Annotated in this window: 17 protein-coding genes and 1 tRNA gene; 11 read left to right on the forward strand and 7 right to left on the reverse strand. The window is 40.6% G+C overall.

The features are described from left to right. Positions 1-27: 27 nt before the first annotated feature. The 4 genes from DWX23_RS05330 to DWX23_RS05345 form a co-directional block, all read right to left on the reverse strand. Positions 28-1,116, reverse strand: a complete 1,089-nt coding sequence (locus DWX23_RS05330; RefSeq protein WP_122373702.1) for a fimbrial protein — start codon at positions 1,114-1,116, stop codon at positions 28-30. Positions 1,117-1,153: 37 nt separating this feature from the next. Continuing rightward, complete coding sequence (locus DWX23_RS05335; RefSeq protein WP_122373703.1) at positions 1,154-2,080, reverse strand: FimB/Mfa2 family fimbrial subunit; 927 nt, start codon at positions 2,078-2,080, stop codon at positions 1,154-1,156. A 37-nt stretch (positions 2,081-2,117) separates the two neighbouring features. Further along, positions 2,118-3,500, reverse strand: a complete 1,383-nt coding sequence (locus tag DWX23_RS05340; protein WP_122373704.1) for a fimbrial protein — start codon at positions 3,498-3,500, stop codon at positions 2,118-2,120. Positions 3,501-3,768: 268 nt separating this feature from the next. Then, a complete protein-coding gene (locus DWX23_RS05345) occupies positions 3,769-5,049 on the reverse strand; it encodes a fimbrial protein (protein WP_122373705.1) in 1,281 nt (426 codons plus the stop codon). 659 nt (positions 5,050-5,708) lie between these two features. On the opposite strand from DWX23_RS05345, the gene DWX23_RS05350 reads away from it, so the two are divergent. Beyond that, entirely contained in the window at positions 5,709-5,996 is a 288-nt protein-coding gene (locus tag DWX23_RS05350; protein ID WP_122373706.1) for an HU family DNA-binding protein, read from the forward strand. Between the two features lie 677 nt (positions 5,997-6,673). On the opposite strand, the gene DWX23_RS05355 is transcribed toward DWX23_RS05350, so the two are convergent. Further along, on the reverse strand, positions 6,674-8,740 hold the full coding sequence (locus tag DWX23_RS05355) for a response regulator (RefSeq protein WP_122373707.1): 2,067 nt from the start codon (positions 8,738-8,740) through the stop codon (positions 6,674-6,676). Between the two features lie 549 nt (positions 8,741-9,289). On the opposite strand from DWX23_RS05355, the gene DWX23_RS05360 reads away from it, so the two are divergent. From DWX23_RS05360 to DWX23_RS05390, 7 genes are all read left to right on the forward strand, one after another. Then, the gene (locus DWX23_RS05360) at positions 9,290-10,225 is read left to right on the forward strand and encodes a FimB/Mfa2 family fimbrial subunit (RefSeq protein ID WP_122373708.1); all 936 of its coding nucleotides are present in this window, start codon (positions 9,290-9,292) and stop codon (positions 10,223-10,225) included. 1,118 nt (positions 10,226-11,343) lie between these two features. Continuing rightward, positions 11,344-12,279 (forward strand): FimB/Mfa2 family fimbrial subunit, encoded by a 936-nt coding sequence (locus DWX23_RS05365; RefSeq protein ID WP_122373709.1) that lies wholly within the window; start codon positions 11,344-11,346, stop codon positions 12,277-12,279. Between the two features lie 594 nt (positions 12,280-12,873). Beyond that, on the forward strand, positions 12,874-13,542 hold the full coding sequence (locus DWX23_RS05370) for an ABC transporter ATP-binding protein (protein ID WP_233587507.1): 669 nt from the start codon (positions 12,874-12,876) through the stop codon (positions 13,540-13,542). Positions 13,543-13,558: 16 nt separating this feature from the next. After that, complete coding sequence (locus DWX23_RS05375) at positions 13,559-14,824, forward strand: ABC transporter permease (protein ID WP_122373710.1); 1,266 nt, start codon at positions 13,559-13,561, stop codon at positions 14,822-14,824. A 2-nt stretch (positions 14,825-14,826) separates the two neighbouring features. Then, entirely contained in the window at positions 14,827-16,101 is a 1,275-nt protein-coding gene (locus tag DWX23_RS05380; protein WP_122373711.1) for an ABC transporter permease, read from the forward strand. Between the two features lie 44 nt (positions 16,102-16,145). Then, entirely contained in the window at positions 16,146-17,501 is a 1,356-nt protein-coding gene (locus tag DWX23_RS05385; RefSeq protein ID WP_122373712.1) for a sigma-54 dependent transcriptional regulator, read from the forward strand. Then, positions 17,498-18,814 (forward strand): PAS domain-containing sensor histidine kinase, encoded by a 1,317-nt coding sequence (locus DWX23_RS05390; RefSeq protein ID WP_122373713.1) that lies wholly within the window; start codon positions 17,498-17,500, stop codon positions 18,812-18,814. The genes DWX23_RS05385 and DWX23_RS05390 overlap by 4 nt, the downstream gene beginning before the upstream one ends. 36 nt (positions 18,815-18,850) lie before the next feature. Here DWX23_RS05390 and DWX23_RS05395 read toward each other — a convergent pair whose 3' ends face one another. After that, a complete protein-coding gene (locus tag DWX23_RS05395; RefSeq protein WP_122373714.1) occupies positions 18,851-19,429 on the reverse strand; it encodes an ORF6N domain-containing protein in 579 nt (192 codons plus the stop codon). 115 nt (positions 19,430-19,544) lie between these two features. Next, a tRNA-Met gene (locus DWX23_RS05400) sits at positions 19,545-19,618 on the reverse strand. 204 nt (positions 19,619-19,822) lie between these two features. Here DWX23_RS05400 and DWX23_RS05405 point away from each other — a divergent pair. From DWX23_RS05405 to DWX23_RS05415, 3 genes are all read left to right on the forward strand, one after another. Further along, entirely contained in the window at positions 19,823-20,206 is a 384-nt protein-coding gene (locus DWX23_RS05405) for an START-like domain-containing protein (RefSeq protein ID WP_122355414.1), read from the forward strand. 72 nt (positions 20,207-20,278) lie between these two features. After that, positions 20,279-22,243, forward strand: coding sequence for an LptF/LptG family permease (locus tag DWX23_RS05410; RefSeq protein ID WP_229801024.1), 1,965 nt, complete (start codon positions 20,279-20,281; stop codon positions 22,241-22,243). A 7-nt stretch (positions 22,244-22,250) separates the two neighbouring features. Then, positions 22,251-23,468 (forward strand): bifunctional 3,4-dihydroxy-2-butanone-4-phosphate synthase/GTP cyclohydrolase II, encoded by a 1,218-nt coding sequence (locus DWX23_RS05415; protein ID WP_122355418.1) that lies wholly within the window; start codon positions 22,251-22,253, stop codon positions 23,466-23,468. Positions 23,469-23,491 lie beyond the last annotated feature (23 nt).

Raw genomic sequence — 23,491 nt, forward strand, 5'->3', positions numbered from 1 at the left:
TTTATTGCTTTTGTCCTCTAAACTCTATTATATTTCGACATCCTGGGATACAGGCCCCCAGCTTACAACTTCTACCTGAACATCCAAAACAGTATCTTGTGGTTCAGGGATTTCTTCCTCTTCAAAACTATTGTCCCCAAAAGAAATATGAAGTTTATAAACATAATTCCTTTTGATAAAATTATGATTATAATGACTTTCTAACCCATTCTTATTAATCACAGCTGTAAATATTCTGGTTTGTGCCGGATAAATATCCGTAGCTGATAAGGTAGCCTTTACCTGCAAGGTAGTTGGAGCCTCGGTAGCATCGTTTTCCATTACATAATGTATATATGGGGTATCATCGAATCCGGTATCATTCGAGATAACCCGATTTAATGTCGTCGGTTCGCTGCTACTAAGATTTCCGGTAGCCATCACCGCCCCCCAGTACTCACGGCTAAAATAATGTGAAGCTGTATTTTGATTGAGAATACGTACTTCTTCTATTTTCACCGAACGGTTACGCAGGAATTCTTTCGTAAATTTAGTTTTCGCATCCACCAGGTCGAGGCGTGCAACCAGACGAGTAATTTCCAACGGCTGACTTATGCCGTTGATATTTTCTGTTCCCATGGAAGTATATCCCAAATAGTTATCACCTGCAACAAGAGATTTTTCAGTCGAAATAACCTGGCTACTCATAGTCAGGCTGTTTTGCGACTGGTCATTCAGTTTTGCCAAGCGGGTTTCCAGTTCGCTATAGTTGGCCACATCGGAAAGAGCTGTCTCCGATATATTCGAGATTATAACGATTTGCGATTTTACCGCCTTCGTCTGGATATTTATAATAGAGGCTTCGCCTTCTGCCGGGGAAGTATTCTGCCATCCGTAACCGATCAACTCCGTACCACCTTCATCAAAGACAAGGACTGCCAATGAATTTACTTTGGCTTCGCCACTCAACTCATTCTCATCGTTGGGATGAAAAGCTTTCGTTGCTGCCCCGGCTGCCTTTACTGATATATTCAAGGAAGCATCCGGCTTATCTTTCCAGGAAGTATTTTCATCATTAGAGCAAGCGGTACATATAAGCACTGCCAGTGTTGAGAGTAATATGCTTTTCAATTTCATATTCTTATATTTATTTTATTCATATTCATACAACCGGTTACCAGTCAATATCGTCATCAACGACTCCCCAGGGAGTTACTTTAATTTTAGCACCTAAAAAAGCGCCGTTTTCATCCCATTCAAATTGAACAAGGGTGTTTTGCTGTGGCTGGACGGTAATAGGACCGACAGTTCCGTCAGCATAGGTTCCAACGCTCACACTTTGCAGCACCGCACCATTATAATAGATCGTTCCTTCCAAATTCTTGTTGTCATACATATTCGTTTTTTCAGGAGTGACCCATTCCTGGTTCATCAGGACTCCGTCCGGTTTATAATAAACCGTATCACCGGCTTCCTCTCCATTATAATTTAGACTCTCAACCGTACGATCCACCTGAAACTGATAGGTTTCTCCTTCATCCGACTTCAGCAAGCCACGTCTTTTAGGAGCCTTCGACAAATTGACCGTCTGCATAGTAAGAGTACCTGTTCGCGGCTGGATCACAATTTCCTGATTACCTCCGACATACCCACCGGCTCCGTATGTTTCAACAACTTTATTTCCATAAAAAATAGAGTCAGGAGACGAAGCCAGTCCATCACTGCCGGTTTTTACAGAAACAAACAGCTCTTCCGCTTTTGTACCGGCTTTCACAATCTGATTTCCGCCGGATAAGTTACCATAAGCTACTAAGGTCAGCTTTTTTCCCTCCGGATAGTTCAAAACAATATCCTTCCTATTCACTATAAAATCTTTATCTAACTGAACAGTCTCCAACAATGTTTTATTCTCGTCAAATACATATAACGACACATCCTTCACAACACCGGACGGTGTGATATCGTCATTCTTATAGTTCACGACTTTCAAGGTCAGGTTTGAACATTCGTCCAAGTCGTCTTTGATACAGCTGGTTGACAGCATAAAAATTGCTGATAAAAACAGCCCCAAAAATTGTTTTGTAGATAATATATGTTTCATAATAAATTAATTTTTGTTTACCCTATATGATTTGTCTTTATTCCAAAGATGCATTTTGATCTACTACATCCCAATCTTTCACATTGATCTTAACCGAAATATCGGCTGAACTTTGAGGATCATAAGGTGTTTCAGAACCTGGTCCGGCAATAGTCAAGTTTATATCATATATATAGTTATGTTTTATATATTCATGATCCGCTTTACCCAAATTATCCTTATTCACAATTACAGTATAATATCTATCCTTCCAAACTTTCTTTTGTCCTTCTTCTGAATAATAAGTATAATCACCTTTCACGACAAAAAGCGTACGATTATTTCCTAAATCTTTATTTTCGTAAATATGAAAATAGGTACCCAAAGGAATCGTTGGCCCATATGCTTCTATATGAGGATATCCTATATTTGTATAATCTACAGCTGGATCATAAGTAATCATTTTAGAAATTATCATATTATTCTTTTCATCACGACCAAATATATTACCATAACATACAACTATATCATTATTCAAAAATGGATAATGCTCATTCATCTCATCAAAATTAGCAGGGGGGTTAGTAACATCATAATTCAACATATCAACCTTCGACGCTTCTTCTGTCTTTAAAGCTCCCATTGCATCATGAAAATTACCACACCACCAAAAATCAGAACCTGTTTTATCCATTTCAACAGAACCGTTCTTATCCAGTATCAATTTAGATTCACTTTTTACATTAGCCGCAAAAAAATCCTTTATTTGGAAAGTTACCTTATCGACTCCTTCATACTCTTTTTTAGGCTTCAAATACAATACATTAATTGAAACGCGAGATACATTTCTTATCATCTTTATCTTTTCACCAGCTAATTCAGACCCGACAATCAGAGTACCGTCATGATCTACTGATATTTCTCCACGGCTATCAGAATAACCGATATAATTATGCCCCGGACTAAAACTATAATTCAGAAATCCGCTGCTCATAGACAAAGAGCCGTTTATCTCATTTTCCAAATGAACAGACATTTCCTGATACTTAGAAAGCTCTGTTCCTTTTTTCTGATATTCAATGTCTACATTCACATTTGCTAGAAGGACCACCTTTACATTTCCAGATGGAACTTCTACCTCTTCTATTTTATAAACCCCATTCTCCGCATCTTTTTCCTCTTTAAAAGCTACCAATTTATCATTTTGAAAAACTGCTAAAGCCAATTTTCCAATAAAATTAGGATTATTATTCATAATAGTCAAAGCCTTATTGTCAGCAGCTTTCGATTTAACCTCTTCATTTCGGTTGACAGCCAATGAGAATGTAGCATCATACACGATTTCCGGTTCTGTATTATCATCAATGACATCATGCTCAGAACATGATGTGCACAAAATGAATACAGATAAAATTGTTAAAAAAGAACTATAGAACTTCATATTTATAGATTTTTTCGTTTTTTCTTTATTGACAATACAAAAATAAGTTCTCTACCCCAACATTCGAATAGGTGGTTCTCTCTATATTAATAGACAAAACTATCACACTTAAAAATGATAGTTTTGCATAGGTTTATGTGATTAAATCCCTTGTAAAACACTCGATATAAATATATCTTACCCAATCCCCTTATCAAACGATACTACCAGAAAGAAAAAAAGCCTTCGGTATTTACCGAAGGCCTTAGTTTATTTCAATTTATTGGGATTATTCAATCTCTACATCTTGATTAACATAACCAAATGGTACAACTTGAACCTGTACGTCTAATACCTGCTTATCACTTTCGCCTCCAGGTGTTTTATAACCCATACCTTTTACTGTCAAAGAAATATTATACTGCAAGTTACGCAGCACATCAAAAGCATTATTTACAGCAGCGCCATTGACACCTTCTGCTCCGCCACGAAGAGTTTTAAAGTTATCAGGAAGTGAGAAACCTTGTTCAAAACCAGTACGGCCTATAGCAATTGTATAATATCTATCGCTCTCAGTTACACGTGATACCTTCTCTGCTGTAGCATCCCAAGCATCATAAGAGAAATCACCTTTGATAACCAACAAAGTTTTAGCTGCTGCATTCGATGCAGATGTATTTAAGTTCTCATATACATAAAATGATTTATCAAAAGTAGTAGTCTCTCCAGTTGCAGAAATTGATTTATTATCATAAGCAGCCAAATAGGCACCTGTAGCATTTTGGACCTCTTCCACTTTGAATTTAATCCCCTCACCTGACTCTACTATAGTAGAAAGTCCTGCAAGCCAAGAGAAATCCGAAGAAACTTGAGTTTCGCCCCATTCTGAAAAATCAACTGGAAGTAAAGATGTCTTATTCTTTGCATTAGCAATATATACACTTTTTACATCCAATTTAGCATTTGGATATTGACTATTACCTGCACCTAATTCTTCTGTTACTTTAATCGTATTAAGAACAACTTTAGCAACATTACGATACAATTTGACTCCATCATTAGGAGCATCTGTTAAATAAACTTCACTAGCAGAAGTCGTACCAGAATATCCTAAATAAGTCGTAGCATTAGCTTTCACTATAATATCATAAACAACAGAGTTCATTGACAGATTACCATCTGTTTCAGAAGTGATGTCATTTGTTAAAGCAGCAACTGCTGATAAATTCTTACCTATATAAGATTCTGCAACAGTTACATTAGCAAGCATAATCACTTTCTTTTGCCCCGGTGTAACACTAGCCTTACGAGATAGAGAACCATTACCTTTTTCACTAGCATTATCAGCAATAGCTTCAATCTTTCCTGAATTATCAGCCACAATCAAAGTCAGAGATGTTATAGCTTCATCTGCTGCAGCTTTTGTTATAGCTGATTTTGCATTAACTTCAACATAAGTTTTTCCATCACCATTATTTTCTCCACCACCTGAAATAGGATCGTCATCATTTGAACAAGCAACAAACGCACATGCGATCATTGTACCGAATAATAAATTTCTTACTTTCATATTCTTCTAATTTATAAGTTATATAATACGTTTAATAAATCTAATTTAAGCCATGAGAGGATTATCACTTTTACCCTATACGATAATTTACTTCCTGATGACATTGCAAAGGTATAGTGGCCCCCCTAAAATCTAAATAGGTATCAGTGTCAATAAATAGAGGTAAAACTCTAAATGTTTTTCAAGGGGTCTTTCGATACGATTTTCAATAATTGTAATACTCTCAAAAAAGGGGTAAAAATATCTTTATGGGGATTCTATGCTCATTTTATAGAAAAATACTTCCACATAAAAAGACCTGTTGATCTGAATTAAATCGCTTCATTAGAAAAAGGTGAACCCTGTTTCAGTTGACAAGTAACAATTGGCTGTTGGATTTTCCGGTCGAACTAGAAAAGCAAATATATCCATCCATCAGCTATCAGTTATCAAAGAACCTGTTATGACTAAGTCACTTTGATGGGTGGATAGCTCAAATCTGACAAGAAGTGAAACATATTAATTTTGTCAATGGATAAAAAAGATATTTGGAGGAACTATTTATATAGATGACAAAAGACAGAGATACATTCCTATAAAAGAAATAATCCAAACATTTTAATTATACGGCTTGTTTTCATTAGCTTTGCAGAATTATTAATCATTAAAACAAAATACCTATGAACAGAGCAGAGCTCATTGTAGCATTAGCGGAGAAATCCGGATTGAACAAGCAAAAAACGAAGAAAGTGCTGGAATCCTACATGGAGATAGTTACAGAAAAGATGTGCCAGAAGGAAGAAATCGTTATTGTAGGCTTCGGGACATTGACTCCCAGATCACAATCAACCAGAATGGCACGTAACCCCAAAACCGGTGATCCGGTTGAGATCAAGGCAAGGACAACCGTTAAATTCAAACCTGGAAAATATTTGCTGGAAGCCATAAACGGTAAAAAACAAAAATAACAAGGACATCTGAATGTCATTTACATAAGCTACCGGTTACCGTCGCCCTCCGGTAAACGGCAGCTCATATCGATCGGTTAGCGAACAACCAAGCGATTTGCCGATTATCAAAATGCTATTTTAACCACCTCGTAAGACAACTATTCGAGAACCGGGACGAGACGGACACATTTCAGGACATTCTCCAGAACTTCAATAGTATCAAATTGACAGGCATAAAAGAAAATACATAACAAAGAATTAAGAACGACATCCTTATTACAACTAATTCTTCTATAAAATTCACATCCGGGATATTTATAACACTTTATATTCTTCACTCATCTCTGACATTCCAGAAAAGATTCCTGCTCGAAAACATATAAATCCAGTCAAAAAACATCTCCGAAAAACTTCATATCAACACTATTTAACACAATTCTCTTCTTAAATAAACAGCCATTTCATTTAAAATGAAAAAAATTTCGTTTAAAACGAAGTGACAATTTCTTTTAAACAAGCTATTTGAAATGTATTACTGCCCTATTCTGTTAATTATTGTAATAAAAAATCTTCCAGAACAAAAGCTCTGGAAGATTCAATGGTCACCGAAATATCATTATTTCCGACTTTTTATCACTGATATCAAACAAAACAGATCATTTTAACTAATATAGTATTATATATGATCTATAAAATTATGGTTGCCCATACTGAGAAGGCGTTGTACCATATTGCTCCGTGAAACGTTTACGGAATGTAGCGGTATCGTTAAAGCCTACCATTTCGGCCACTTCCTGTACCGAATACTGCTGTGTTTGGATCAATTCGGCAGCCTTTTTCAGACGAATCGTACGGGTCAGTTCCAGGATACTACAATCGGAGAACTGCTTGATTTTACGATACAACGTCGGCAAACTCATATTCAGTGAGTCTGCAAGCACTTTCGCCTCAAAAGTAGAATCGTCCAAATGCATTTCGATATTCTTCACTACCAGATCCATGAACGGATTGCTCGGTATGCTCGATTCATTTTCATCTGTTTCCTGCGAAACTGTTCCGGCAAGCGTCTTGGTAAAGTATTGCTTCAATTGCTCACGCCGCTTCACCAAGTTGTTCAATTTGCTACGTAAAATTTCAATATCGAACGGCTTGGTGATATAATCGTCCGCACCCGCTTCGAGACCCACAATAATATCTTCGCTCTCCACCTTTGCTGTCAACATAACGACCGGAGTTTGGGATGTTCGTGGATCTGCCTTTAATTCTTTACAGGTCTGGAAACCGTCTTTAACCGGCATCATCACATCGCAAAGGATCAGGTCGGGATTGGTTGCAAAAGCGACACTCAAACCTTCATCCCCATTCCGGGCCTCCAGTATCTCATACTCCTTTGCAAAGACATGCTTCAGGAACCAACGGATCTGGTCGCTATCGTCGATGACCAGGATTTTCTTGCCGGTTGTCCTTTTTTGCGGAACGATCTGGATAAATTCTGCAATTTCTTCCTTCTGACGATCATTCAGCTTGACAAGGTCGGCTTCCGGTTCTACAAATTCCACACGACGCTCCAACAAGTGCTGTTTGCCTAGCGGTATTAATAATGTATAGGTAGTACCCGATGTTGTCGTTTCATTACTATAGAATCCGCCGATATCGTCCGTCATATCGTGTACCTGTCGCAAACCACGACGGGTACTTTCGTTTTCATTCAACCCTTCATCCTGTACCGATATGGCGCAATAGGCTTTGCCGTCTTTCCTGACTACCGAAATATCCAACGTAACCTTGCCGTAAACAAATGTATTTTTGAATGCATTAGATAATAATGTACGTAATGCATATTCCATTTTGCGACGATCCAGCCAGATCCATAACATAGAGGTCTGGGTATTCACCTGGAAATCGACATTATTCATGGCCACCCAGTCGACGAACAGGTCGCAAATCTGACGGGATATCTCTATCAGGTCATAACGGGCTATACGCAAATAGTTGGCGACATCGTTGGCGCGGCGTGTCCCGATCAGCTGGTCGGCAAGGTCCTGCAAAGCTAATGTGTTACGATAGGCCGAAAGTAACTGGGTAGACATGTCACGGCTATCGTCTTTATTCTGTACGACTAATGACAGCGAACCTAATACAAGGGAAAGAGGAGTACGCATCTCATGGATTGTCTCGATAAAGAAATTATCATGGATCAATTCGGCATCTTTCAATCGGGATTCGGCTTCTGAAAGTTTATCGGCAACCTCGCGCTGCAAGGCATCACTTTCTTTTATCTTGGTAACGAGCAATTGCTCCAGATCCTTTTTATTACTGTTCAGAGTGGAAATTGCTGTTTCCTGGGTAGCACATTTCTTAGCTAATTCCTCATTGGCCGCCGCCAGTGCATCATATTGGGATTCTAACTCATTCTTTTGGGATTCGAGCTCGATGGCTTTTGACTCTACAGCTTCTTTTTGCTCTTCCAATTCTCTCTTCGCGGCTTCCAACTCATTATATTTCCGGTCCGCCTCATTTTGTTTGAGTGCCAGCAACTCATTTTCCTTTACGATTTTCTGAGACTGACCTGTAAATCCGGTATACATCTTTCTCAAATAGAAAGCAGCAGGAACGAATAGTAGAACAAGAATAAGGACAACAATAAGAACGGTTATTTCCAAAGGATTGACAGAATCCCCTGCAGCAAAAGCCTGTCGACCGCAAAAAACAAAGCAAACAAGAAAGACGAACCATTTCCTGAACAGAGCTCTAGTACACATAATGATATATATTTTAGTTCTTAAGATAATTTTTCTCCCGAATATACTGTCAATCAACAATCAAGTGTTCTCCCATAATTGCACATAATCATCTATGCAAAGATGCTAATAAATTTTCGTTTAGAGAACATTGGAAACAGTTTATTTACGAAATAAGACATGATTATCATATTTTTTTCGCATCTTTTACGCAAATCGCCACTACACCTGAACCTCCATACATAAAATTTCACACAGGCGTATTCATATCACAAAAACTATGTATTTCTATCAAATAAGAACATAAAGAGATTTCATCCCTGTTGTTTCCATAGGTATAATATGAGAGACATACACACGTTTTGAGAGAATCACATCGTATTATTTGATATTTTCAGCAACTATTTTGATCGTTTTAACTTTTATTATCGCTTTATTTGATACTCACATTATTTTTGTATCTATATTTGCAATGTCAGCAAGAGACAATAGGTTTTGATGAGGGTCTTAACCGGATAAATGTTCTCTACTGAGTATAGGGTAATTTTAAGCATATAAAAAATTAAGGTCATGAAAAAGGGTAGAATTTTTACAAATTGTATTGTTGCTGTTTGCACACTGATCACTATGGTAGCTTTCGCTAGTTGTTCTGCAGACAGTGATTCTTCGTATGGCATTGACGACAGCGTTATCAAAGACGCTACTTCTAAAACAGAAGTTCCTTTCTCAGTGGTTCTTAAAGCATACTCGGACAATAAAGATATCACGGTGAAAGGTGATGTAGACCAGACGACACTGTTCATTTTTGACCAGAGCGGAGATTTCTACAAACAAATGACTGTGGACAGAACTTATTTGCTTCAGGCTAAACCGATAGAGATCGCATGTCCCGGATCTGATCAGATCACAGTGGTGGCATGGGCCGGACTCTCAGGAGATAACGAAAATATCAGTGCTTTGAACCAAGCCAATATTATTTCAGACCTGCAGGTAAGCCTCAAACAAAACAATGGCGTTGCAGCAAGCTTACCGGGAGATTTATTCTACGGACAGGTTACTTTGAAAAGTACTTCTACAAAAGCTAGCTCTGAAACATTAAAGATAGAACGTAAAGTTTCTTCTGTCTCTTTGATCACTAAAGGTGTTATTAAAATGCTGGATTCAAGAGATGGTAATTTTTATTACAAAATAAAGAAAACAAAAAGCTCTTTTAATCATAACGGAGAATTGACCGGAGAAGATATCGAATATATTATTCCGGCTACAATGAACGACAAAGGAAATGTTGTTGCAGACAACACAACCATTTTACCGGCTTCCGATATCACTATAGAGCTTTACAAAGACGATAAAATGATTCTTTCTTCCGAAAATGTCAAAAATTTGGAGAAAGTGTCTATAAACGAAGGAGAATTGTCTGAATTGACTTTTGACCTTTCAAGAAACAGTGGTAATATTGTTGTAGCAGACTGGGGTTCAGTTATTCAACATGTTACTATTGGTTAAAATTTGACCCTCAATTTTTTATATGCATAAAGGCGTACATCCGGATTGTTCCGCGTGTGCGCCGTTTTTTTTCATATACGCGATTCTCCGTGATAGGAATACCACTCTTAATGATAGACACACATATGTTAATTTATATATCATAAGCATTGATTCACAAAGCATTGAATCAACACATAGGTATTCAAATCACAAGCGATACTTTTACCCACCATCGTGATTAAAAAAAGGTTTAGCATTTATCAATAATAAGCCTATCAACCATGGAGACAACTATAAGTTCAATATTTATCAGATTTGAATATTACTTTTCTCTTGAAAGAAAAGTAATCAAAAGTTCAAGGCTGCACCTGCCTCGCTACTCCGCATCCTGCGTTCGCTGTCGCCTCCGAAACTCGCTGCGCTCAAACAGCGGATGCTCCGGACGCTCTCTACGGCTGCTGCGCTTAACGCTCGCCAGCTGAGGCCTTTCAGAGAACGCAAAGCGTTCTCCTGGGATGGCCGATACAGCTTGTTAAAACTGAAAGTACCTGTTATATTATATTAGGTGTCGGTATTGGCAATCTCTAAAGGAAGCGGAGCTTCCTAGGAAAGGCCTAAGCGGGTGAACGTCCGCGAAGGGGGAAGACGAAGCGGTAAAAAAAATCCGTTGTCTGAGCGCAGCGAGTTTCGGATTTTTCAGCGGAGTCTTTCGCCGAAGCAGTGAAGCCGCTTAAGCCTTGATCTTTTGACTACTTTTCCATCAAGGGAAAAGTAGTTCTATTATTTCTATAAGCGAGATGGATTAATTAACCGACATAGCAAGAAATATGCATTCATATCACACAGGAGGTATTTGTATCATCAAGAATTTACTTATAAAACTTATTTTTGTTTCATTTTAAGCCACATTAGATAGTCTTACCACTGTTTAAGACATTATCACACCCCTGCCTGATATTTTCAGCAACTATTTTGATCGTTTTAACTTTTATTACCGCTTTATTTGATACTCACATTGTTTTTGTATCTATATTTGCAATGTCAGCAAGAGACAAAAGGTTTTGATGAGGGTCTTAACCGGATAAATGTTCTCTACTGAGTATAGGGTAATTTTAAGCATATAAAAAATTAAGGTCATGAAAAAGGGTAGAATTTTTACAAATTGTATTGTTGCTGTTTGCACACTGATCACTATGGCCGCTTTCGCTAGTTGTTCTGCAGACAGTGATTTTTCGTATGGCATTGACGACAGCGTTATCAACAGCGCCTCTTCTAAAACAGAAGCTCCTTTCTCAGTAGTTCTTAAAGCATATTCAGACAATAAAGATATCACGGTGAAAGGTGATGTAGACCAGACGACACTGTTCATTTTTGACCAGAGCGGAGATTTCTACAAACAAATGACTGTGGACAGAACCTATTTGCTTCAGGCTAAACCGATAGAGATCGCATGTCCCGGATCCGATCAGATAACAGTGGTGGCATGGGCCGGACTCTCTGGAGAAAACGAAAATATCAGTGCTTTGAACCAGGCAAACATTATTTCAGACTTGCAAGTAAGCCTCAAACAAAACAATGGTGTTGCAGCAAGCTTACCGGGAGATTTATTCTACGGACAGGTTACTTTGAAAAGTACCTCTACAAAAGCTAGCTCTGAAACATTAAAGATAGCACGTAAAGTTTCTTCAGTTTCTTTGATCACTAAAGGTGTTATTAAAGTGCTGGATTCAAGAGACGGTAATTTTTATTACAAAATAAAGAAAACAAAAAGCTCTTTTAATCATAACGGAGAATTGACCGGAGAAGATATTGAATATATTATTCCGGCCACAATGAACGACAAAGGAAATGTTGTTGCTGACAACACTACCATTTTACCAGCTTCCGATATCACTATAGAGCTTTACAAAGACGATAAAATGATTCTTTCTTCCGAAAATGTCAAAAATTTAGAGAAAGTGTCTATAAACGAAGGAGAATTGTCTGAATTGACTTTTGACCTTTCAAAAAACAGCGGTAATATTGTTGTGGCAGACTGGGGTACAGTTATAGTAAATGTTACTGTTGGTTAAAATTTGACCCTCAATTTTTTATATGCATAAAGGCGCACATTCGGATTGTTCCGAGTGTGCGCCGATTTTTTTCATATACGCAATTCTCAGTGATAGGAATACCACCTCTTATGATAGGTATACATGCGTTAATTCAAGTCGCAAAAACACCGATATTCAACGTGTACAAAACGAACAGGTGTATTCAAATCACAAATGACACATTTACCACCCATCATATAAAAGAAAGCAAAGATTGACACATATACCATATATCTATGATAGAAATACACACATGACAAATAAAGCTAACGGTAGTACATTTGTAGACACAATACAATTTGTGAAATTTTACCCTATACTCTGCCTATATGAACCCTTAATTCTGTAGGCAAACCTTAATTAACATAACCGGGAGGTTACATAATTAATAAAGCCCGCATTCTCAAGTTGTTTATAACGACAATCTGAGAATGCGGGCTTCTTTTTGGACTAATTTATGGACAGATTTGTCCGTATTCGGACACCCCTTTCAATACTTCCATCCTCATTTTCAACACAATATAAATATGGCACATACGTTGTAGACAGATTAGCAGATAAACAGAGGATAATATGGAAATAATTAAACTGGAAGGTATAACAAAAGTGTACCGCACAAGCGAAGTAGAGACCACTGCACTTGAAAATGTGAATCTCACCGTCAGAAAGGGAGAATTCCTTTCAATCATGGGACCATCCGGATGCGGAAAGAGTACGTTACTCAATTTAATGGGATTGCTGGATGTACCGGATAAGGGCAATATCCTGATCAACGACACAAGAACCACCGAAATGAAAGACGGAGAAATGGCTGAGTTCAGAAACGAAATGCTGGGATTTGTTTTTCAGAGTTTTCATCTGATCAATTCACTGAATGTGCTCGACAATGTAGAACTCCCCCTACTCTACAGGAACTCCACAGCAAAAAGTCGACGGGAAGCTGCCATAAAAGTATTGGAAAAAGTAGGACTATCACACCGCATGAGACATTTCCCGACCCAGTTATCGGGCGGACAGTGCCAACGTGTTGCCCTTGCCCGTGCCATAGTCGGTAATCCGCAGATCATTCTCGCCGATGAACCGACCGGAAACCTGGACAGCAAAATGGGAGCGGAAATCATGGAACTTTTATTCCAACTGAATGAAGAAGGCACAACCATCGTAATGGTTACACATGACGAGCATATCGCTGAATCAACACAACGCATCGTTCGTTTTTTCGACGGAAGACGGGTAGAATAAATCAAAAGAAACCAGTATGTACAAAGTATATTTCAAACAGGCACTGCTGATGCTGAAACAAAACAAGTTTATCAGCATGATCGCTATTATGGGAACTGCGCTGGCTATTATGATGATCATGACGATCATTGTGACAGACGAGATAAAAGAGATCAGCACGGCGCCGGAGATAAACAGGAACCGCACCTTGTATGTCGACTACCAGGTCAAAAGGGATACGGCCAGAAACAGCTGGCAGTCGGGATCTATCTCTTACGAGACGCTCAAAGAGTATCTTTACCCGCTGAAAACTCCCTTGTATGTTTCCGGAGTCAATCCATCATGGTCTAATATTCCAAATACACTGATTACGCGCGAAGGATCGAGCGAGATCATCAACGCACATATGCGGATAACCGATGCGGCTTACTGGAAAATAATGTCTTTTTCCTTCACGCAGGGACGGCCTTTCAGCGACGGGGAATTTCAGTCGGGAATATCCGCGGCTGTTGTCAGTAAAACTCTCGCCCAACAAATATTCAAAGGAGAAAATGCGCTGGGAGAAACTTTTCTGGTGAATTTCAAACCGTACCGGATCGTGGGTATCGTAGAAGATGTATCGCCGGTGTTCAAACAGGCATACGGTGACCTGTGGATACCTCATACCACACAGCCCGTCGAAAACAGGTTTACCGAAGTGATGCTGATGGCTGAAAGTCCGGAAGATTTCCCTGCTATTATAGAAGAGGTACGAAGAATGGAGAAAAAATTCGAAACGGAACGCAGTCCCTGGATTCTCTATCTGAAAGGACCGGTAAACAACAAGATCTTCCAGAAAGGCATTTATGGGAACAATGCCGAAGAGATTACTTCTGCTATCGCCGTACAAAAAAGGAAAATGATTTTTATCCTGCTGATCCTGCTACTGATACCGGCAATCAATCTCTCAGGATTAAGCCTCTCACGTATAAAGAAGCGGACGGAAGAGATCGGTATCCGAAAAGCATTCGGAGCCAAGAAATATACGATCCTGATACAGGTGCTTTTTGAAAACCTGATCACTTCGGTGATCGGCGGCGTGATCGGATTGGCACTCTCGTACGTTGTTGTCTTCCAGATGCGGGACTGGCTGCTGGATGTCCCGGCAGACAGTACGATCCCAGTCAGTACGCTCATCTCTTTCCCGGTCTTGCTGGCGGTATTTGCTGTTTGCCTGATCATCAATCTCCTTTCTGCCGGTATACCGGCTTACCGGGCTTCACGGATGAAGATCATTAATTCACTCAATCAAAATGACAAATAATTATGATACGTCACATATTTAAAATTATCTGGAATGAACGTAAAACGAATGCCTGGATCGTGTTGGAATACATACTTGTATTTTGCGTGCTTTGGTTTTGCGTCGATTACCTGTACTATATGGGTAAATGTTATTGGGAACCGGTCGGTTTCGACACGAAGAACACATATGTGCTCGAGATGCAAAAAAAACCCGACACTTCCTTCAACAACACGGAAGGAAACGGAGAAACGGAAGAAGTGGACAAACTGGCACTGGCACAAACATTTTTGAACCGGGTAAAAAATTATCCGGGTGTAGAAAATGTATGTTTTTCCAAATGGGCGGCACCTTTTGACAGATCCAGCTACATGAGCGGCTATTATATCGACGAAGACACAACCCATAATGTCACATTCCGGCTGAGATGGGTTTCAGAAAGCTTCTTCGATGTATTCAGAATAAATACCACCGCCAAAGAGATTAGCGGCTGGGATGCTCCCGGAACGAACCAAATACTGATCACCCCGAACCGGGAAGGCTTATTCGGTAATGAAGAATACAGTGTTCCGCTGGAAGATGTGAAAAAACTAACTTCATCCACCAGCGACAGAAAGGAACATACTGTCATCGGGAGCGCAGAAAAAATGAAAGACGGCTATTTCAACTCGTATTTCTGTAATATATTGTTGCCGTTAGTAAGGGAAGAATATGATTTGCGGGAAATGCAGATATGTCTGCGTGTAAGCCCGGCTGCTGATAAAGATTTTGAAGAACGGTTTACAAAGGAGATGCGAGAACAACTAATGCTCGGGCCGTATTTCATGAGTTCGCTGAAATCGATCGACAAAAATGCCCGGATAACAAACTGGCCTACAGATGATTTGAATGGCATCTATGCGATCACGGCTTTCCTGATCCTGAATATATTCCTGGGGATCATCGGGACATTCTGGTACCGCACGCAAGCACGCCGGAGCGAAGTCGGTCTGCGGCTGGCACTCGGATCGACCCGGTGGGGTGTGAAAAAATTAATTTTCGGAGAGACGTTGCTGCTGTTATTTATCGCCAGCATAGTGGGAGTAAATATCTGCATCAACATAGGGCATACCGAATTACTGGAACTTCTTGATATTCCGATTGCGAACAGAATGGATGCAGGTATAGGGAATGAACAGGAATTTATCAATTATGCACTGGCATTCGGTTTACTGGCTGTCATATCACTGATAGCGGTATGGTATCCTGCCCGACAGGCAGCAAAGATTCCACCGGCAGAAGCCTTACGGGATGAATAAAATTAGTAACTTTACAGTACTGATAATAATGAAATAATGCATGTATGATACTTATCTGTGACGATGATCTAACAGTACAGACTTCACTGACCCTGGTGCTGAAGCGGGCGGGATATGAGGTTGCAACAGCTTCGAACCCACAAGAGACGGTCGACTTCGTGCGCCACACCTGTCCGCAACTGATCCTGATGGATATGAATTATAGTAATACGACTACCGGAGAGGAAGGGCTGGAGTTACTGGCGAAAGTCCGTATCTTCTGTCCGGCGGTTCCGGTAATCCTGATCACCGCCTGGGGGTCCATAAACCTGGCAGTGCAGGGCATACGGGCAGGTGCTTTCGATTTCATCACCAAACCCTGGAACAACCTGGCTTTGCTGAAAACAATACAGACTGCCATCCAGCTACAGGAAAGCGAAGAAAAAGAGACGGACGGAAAAGAGACGGAAAGGACCGACCGCTTTGAGAAGATCATCGGAAAATCAGCCCTCCTACAACAGATTCTCAATACAATTTCACGCATCAGCCGCACAAACGCTCCTGTCCTGATCACCGGAGAAAGCGGAACAGGCAAGGAACTGATAGCCGAAGCGATCCATGAGAATAGCAACCGCCAGGGCAAACCGTTCGTAAAGGTCAACCTGGGAGGTATTTCACAATCGTTGTTCGAAAGCGAAATGTTCGGTCATAAACAGGGGGCTTTCACCGATGCACGCCACGACCGGACCGGACGTTTCGAACTCGCAGACAAAGGAACGATTTTTCTCGATGAGATCGGAGAACTGGATATGGTTTGCCAGGTCAAACTATTAAGGGTGTTACAGGATCAGACATTCGAGCCGTTGGGTGAAAGTAGACCCCGGCAAGTAGATACGCGCATTATCTGTGCGACAAACAAGAATCTCCCGGAGATGGTGGCACAAGGCAAATTCAGGGAAGATTTATTTTACAGGATCAACCTGATCACAATACAGATGCCGGCTTTACGCGAACGGCTGGAAGATATACCTCTGCTTGTCGATCATTTTACGCAGAAACAAGCGGAACAAAATAACTTGTCCCCAATAGAAATATCACAGGAGGCATACGTATATCTGAAAAAACTTCCTTATCACGGAAACATACGCGAGTTGAAAAACCTGGTAGAACGGACAATCCTGATTTCCGGAAAGAAAATCATTACGGATGCCGACTTCAAAAAGCAATATATAGAAGTCCCTTCCAGCCAACCTGTAAGCGGGAATACGATCCTTTCGCTGGAGAGGGTAGAAAAAGAGATGATACAAAAAGCGGTGGAATTATATGGTTGCAATCATTCCAAAATAGCGACGGCATTGGGACTGACCAGGCAAACGTTATACCGCCGCCTTGAAAAATACGATATCAAATTACCGGAATGAAATCGAAGCTGATATTTTGGACAATCACTGCTTTTATCGCGTGTATCGCAAGCGGTATTGGTTTTCTCTTTTTCAGGGAAGAACCGATCCCCTTTTGGGTCGTACAGTGTATCGCCATCTTATCACTCTTGCTGGCTACATTTATTTACCATAAGCTGGTCAAACCGTATCACATCCTGCTTAGCGGCATGCAACTTCTTAAAGACCAGGATTTTTCCACTCATCTGCGCCCGGTCAGGAATAAAGATGCGAATGAACTGATCGGAATCTTCAACCGGATGATCTCACAATTGCGGAGCGAACGATTGGCAGTACGGGAGAAAAACCAGTTTCTCGACCTGCTCATTCATGCCTCTCCACAGGGGATCATCATCCTGAACTTCGATAAACAGATCGTAGAGGTAAATCCCTCCGGATTAAAATTATTGAACATCTCCGAGCTTACGGAAATCAAAGGAAAGACATTCAACGAATCGACCTTTGAACTGGCACCTGCTTTAGCCGGGTTAAAACTGGGTGATGACGTGATGGTCCGAAATTCAGTAAATAAAATATACCGTTGCATCCATTCGTCTTTTATCGACCAGGGGTTCAAACATCCTTTTATCCTGATCGAAGAGATCACACATGAATTACAGAAAATCGAGAAAGAATCGTACGAGCGTATCATCCGCATGATGTCGCACGAAGTAAACAATTCCGTCGGTGCTATCGGCTCTACTTTGAATGTCGTTGCCGACATTTTTAAACAGGATGAAAACAATAAATGGGAATATGTACTGCCCGCAATCGAAGCTTCCTTCGATCGCTGCGGACATCTGGCCAGTTTCATCAGCAACCTGGCGCAGGTTATCCGTATACCCGAACCGACATTTTCACTTATCTCCCTGAACGAGCAGGTCCGTTCGGTATATGCCCTGACCAGCGCCGAATGCCAACAAAGAAATATAGAACTGGTCTTATCCCTCACAGAAGAAGACCAATATATTCATGTGGACGGTATCCAGTTCGAACAGGTCCTGGTCAATATCATTAAAAATGCTTATGAGGCGATCGGAAAAAACGGCAAAATACAAATCTATACGCACCATGCTCCTTTATCTATTATCATAGAAGACAATGGACCCGGCATAAGCGAAGAAACCAGACAGAAACTCTTCACTCCGTTCTTCACAACCAAATCTTCCGGCCAGGGAATCGGACTAATGTTCGTCAGGGAGGTCCTGACCAACCACCAATGCAAATTCAGCCTGACGACAGAGAACGGTCACACCTTATTCAAGATACTTTTCAATACCGACACCAACCCCTGATCCGGCATTTCATTTCCCCCAGATAGACACTCTGCATTACAAAATATCCGGATCAGGTTTAACAAATCCGACCGGATTACGGAGTTTATTCCGGATTTTCTTTTGCGATTGTAATTCTGCTAACGTTTGATTGATGAGTTCCAGTTGCATCCGGGTATCATCACTAATATCGTTGTAGTCGGAAAAAACTTCTTCTATGTATTCCTTCAAATTTTTAACTTCTTGCTGAAGTTCTACAACCTTATCTGCCGGAGGGTTTAAAACCAAATGCCGCATAGCAACAAAAACACGTATAATCCCCCTGTTTATCTCTATTGCTGTTTTGGATTTAAGCACACTACTGAGCATAGCGACACCGAGTTCACTAAAGGCAAAAGGCATGTATTTGACATTGCTTCCTCGTTGGTTGTTCAAGGTGTCAAAATTGCACCTTGAAAGTTCTTCTTTCGTTAGCTCAAACATAAAATCCTCACCTTCAAACCTTTCTATATTTCTTTTTACGGAACGTTTCAAGTATTTAGTTTCTATACCGTATATTTCCGCCAGATCAAAATCAAGCATTACCTTTTGTCCTCGTATCTCGTAAATTTTATTCTGTATCAGTCGAAGTTCCATGGTTATTAATTTTATTTATTAAAATACAAAGCTACCATAAAAACGAATTGAAAACAACTCAAAAGGCATGAAAAACAAAAAGCCCCAAAATCTTTCGACCTTGAGGCTTAAATCGTAGCGAGACCCGGGATTGAACCGGGGACCTCATGATTATGAATCATGCGCTCTAACCAGCTGAGCTATCTCGCCATCATGTTTTTGGTGTCATTTTTCTTATTGACGCTGCAAAAGTAGAGGTAATTTTTATATTATGCAACACTTTTGCGAAAAAAAATCTATTATTTTTCAGGGCTTTCAGCTAAGCCGTTAAAAATTAGATGCTTTTTTACTATAAGATTATTGGGTTATATCAATCTTTATGATTAACTTGCTGCGCAAATAATTGTATGAAAGATGAAAAAAGAGAAGTTTCATATCGAATACATTTTCGATAAAGTTTCGCGACGAAGTTTATGGAATCACCTCACTACCCCTCCAGGACTATCGGCCTGGTTTGCTGATGATGTAACGATTAACAATAACACGTACATTTTTAAATGGAACAGGGATGAACAAGAGGCGGAAGTGCTAGCCGTAAAACCGGAAATAAGTATCCGTTACAGATGGACCGACGAGGAAGAGGATAATGTATACTTCGAATTTTTAATTCACACAGTCGAACTTACAGGAGCAACCGCTCTTGAAATAACAGACTTTGCCGAGCCGGATGAAAAGAAAGATTCCATCAATTTATGGGATTCCCAAGTGGAAGAATTGAAACGGACACTCGGTATTTAGGTTGTTTTAGAGAATAATGTAATGTTCTTATCGTTTTTTACACTACTTTTGCCCCGTCAACCCGGATAGGTAATGTTGAAGATAAAACGATTATATACATTTATGCTGCAGACTTTCCTGCCGTTGTTCATTATGACCTTCGGTATCTGCCTGTTTATTGTACTCATGCAGTTCCTTTGGAGGTACATAGACGACATGGTGGGAAAAGGATTGGGGATTCCTGTGCTCGGCGAAATGTTCTTTTATGCCGGATTATCACTCTTCCCCATGGCTCTCCCGCTGGCCATCCTGCTGGCATCTCTTATGACTTTTGGTAATTTGGGCGAGCGCCTGGAACTGTTGGCTATGAAATCGGCAGGGGTATCGCTAATTCATATAATGCGTCCCCTGATCATCACGATGGGGCTTATCAGTATCGGCGCTTTTTTCTTCCAAAACAATGTAATGCCTGTCGCACAGGTCAAATTATATACCCTACTCTACTCCATGCGTCAGAAATCGCCGGAACTGGATATTCCCGAAGGGGTGTTCTACGGGGAAATAACAGGATATAATGTATATGTAAAAGAGAAGGATAAGACCGGATTATTGAAGGATGTCATGATCTATGATTATTCGAAAGGATTCAATAAGACCAGTGTGATCGTTGCCGACTCCGGCAGACTAAAAACGTCAGCCGATAAGTTATTCCTTGTGTTATCTCTCTTCAACGGAGAATCATTCGAGAACATGGAAAACCAGTCGGGCAGCAGCAGCAAGAAAACGGCTGTTCCTTATCGCAGGGAGACATTCGAGAACAAAGAGATATTGATCGAATTCGATGCCAATTTCTCCCGCTCCGACGAATCTCTCATGGCAAACCAGTATATGGGCAAGCAACTGAACGATCTGCAGACCTCCATCGATTCCATGAGCGTTCGACTCGACAGCATTAAAGCGCTCAATGCCAAGAATGTCTATGACATGTCATATAAGAGAACATTCTCCAAGTCAAAAAAAGAATCGGTTCTACAGGAGGAACCGGGTGCAGCCGTAGTTGCATCGACAAACAATACAGACTCACTGACTAAAAAATCCGACGAACCAGTCAAAGTCATTAACTTCGACAGCCTGTATCTGGCAGAAACACCGAGCGGCCAGGCAGCATTGCTCGTTCGTGCCAAATCAAATATAGAAAGCGTAAAAGCCGATTATTATTTTAAAGCCGCTACTCAGGGAGACGAAGCCTATAAACTACGTCGCCACCTGACCGAGTGGCATAAGAAATTCACGCTTTCATTCGCCTGTATCGTTTTCTTCTTTATCGGGGCCCCGCTGGGAGCCATCATCCGTAAAGGAGGATTAGGTATGCCGGTCGTTATCTCCGTTATCCTGTTCATCTTCTATTATATTGTAGATAATATAGGATTCAAAATGGCACGCGATGGTATATGGCCTGCCTGGGAAGGAATGTGGCTGAGTTCCGCAGTTCTGGCCCCATTGGGTATTTTCCTGACTTACAAGGCGGTAAACGACAGTGTGATATTAAATGCAGATACTTACCTAAACGCCCTGAAGAACTTTATCGGTAAACGCGCAGGCCGCAAGGTAGAGAAAAAAGAGGTAATCATTTTCACTCCCGACTATGCAGGCTTGTTACCGCGCCTGGATAAACTGGCTGAAAACTGCGTGGTATATCTGAAGAACCATAAACGTTGGCTCAATTATTTTACTTTCTGGAAACAGGGAGGAAAAGATCATACAGCCGAACAGCTGGCTGCAGAAATGGAAGGTATCATTGAAGAATTGGGAAATTCGGATCAGAACCTGATACTCAACAAACTGATGGATTATCCTGTTATTGGCGGATATAACCAACGGAATACTCATTTCAAAGGAAAAATCGGGCTGGCGCTCGGTATATTCTTCCCGGTAGGATTACCGATCTATCTGCTCGCCACATACCAGCGCAAGTTATTACGTCATGATATACAGGTTGTACAAAAGACGAGTCAGGAATTGGAGGATATGATCAGCAATTTGGAAACTAAAAATTAAAAATGATATGAGTGAGATCAAATTAAACACTATCGAAGAAGCAATTGAAGATTTCCGTGAAGGAAAATTCCTGATCGTAGTCGACGATGAAGATCGCGAAAACGAAGGAGACTTTATTGTAGCTGCGGAAAAGATAACACCCGAAAAAGTAAACTTCATGATGACATACGGTCGTGGTGTATTATGTGCCCCGATCACAGAAGAACGTTGCCAGGAACTGGATCTGGATATGCAGGTTGCCAGAAACACTTCCATGCTCGAAACTCCGTTCACCGTAACAGTCGACAAACTAGGTGGTGGCTGTACGACCGGTGTTTCCATGTTCGACCGCTCTGAAACGATCCGGGCATTGGCCGATAAACAAACGAAACCTTCCGATCTGGGGCGTCCGGGACATGTGAATCCGTTACGCGCCCGTTCACGTGGTGTACTTCGCCGCGCAGGACACACGGAAGCAGCAGTCGACCTGGCACGCCTGGCCGGTCTCTATCCGGCAGGAGCGTTGATTGAGATTATCAACGAAGACGGGACTATGGCTCGTCTACCCCAATTAGTGGAAGTTGCTAAAAAATTCGATATCAAGATTATCTGCATCAAGGATCTGATCGCTTACCGCCTGAAAACAGAATCGATTGTCGACAAAGGTGTCGAAGTAGATATGCCTACACAATACGGTCATTTCCATCTGATTCCATTCCGTCAGAAAAGTAACGGACTGGAACATATTGCTTTGATAAAAGGAGATATCTCAGGCGATGAACCTGTATTAGTTCGCGTACATTCATCTTGTGCTACCGGTGATATTTTTGGTTCGATGCGTTGCGAATGTGGCGAACAGTTACATAAAGCTATGCAGATGATCGAGAAAGAAGGACGCGGCGCCATCGTTTACCTGAATCAGGAAGGACGCGGTATCGGTCTGATGGATAAAATGAAGGCTTATAAACTTCAGGAAGAAGGATTGGATACAGTAGATGCCAACCTGCATCTGGGTCACCAGGCCGATGAACGCGATTATGGTGTCGGAGCACAGATTCTGAAACATATCGGCATCACGAAAATGCGCTTAATGACCAACAATCCGATAAAACGCGTAGGCCTGGAAGCGTATGGCTTAACTATCGTGGAAAATGTTCCTATCGAAGTCACTCCGAATAAATATAATGAGTTTTATATGAAGACAAAGAAGGAGCGTATGGGGCATGTTCTTCACAACATCAAATAATTAGCAAATTGTTGCAAAGAATC

The organism is Parabacteroides sp. AF18-52 (assembly GCF_003479145.1).
GTDB classification, from domain to species: domain Bacteria; phylum Bacteroidota; class Bacteroidia; order Bacteroidales; family Tannerellaceae; genus Parabacteroides; species Parabacteroides faecis.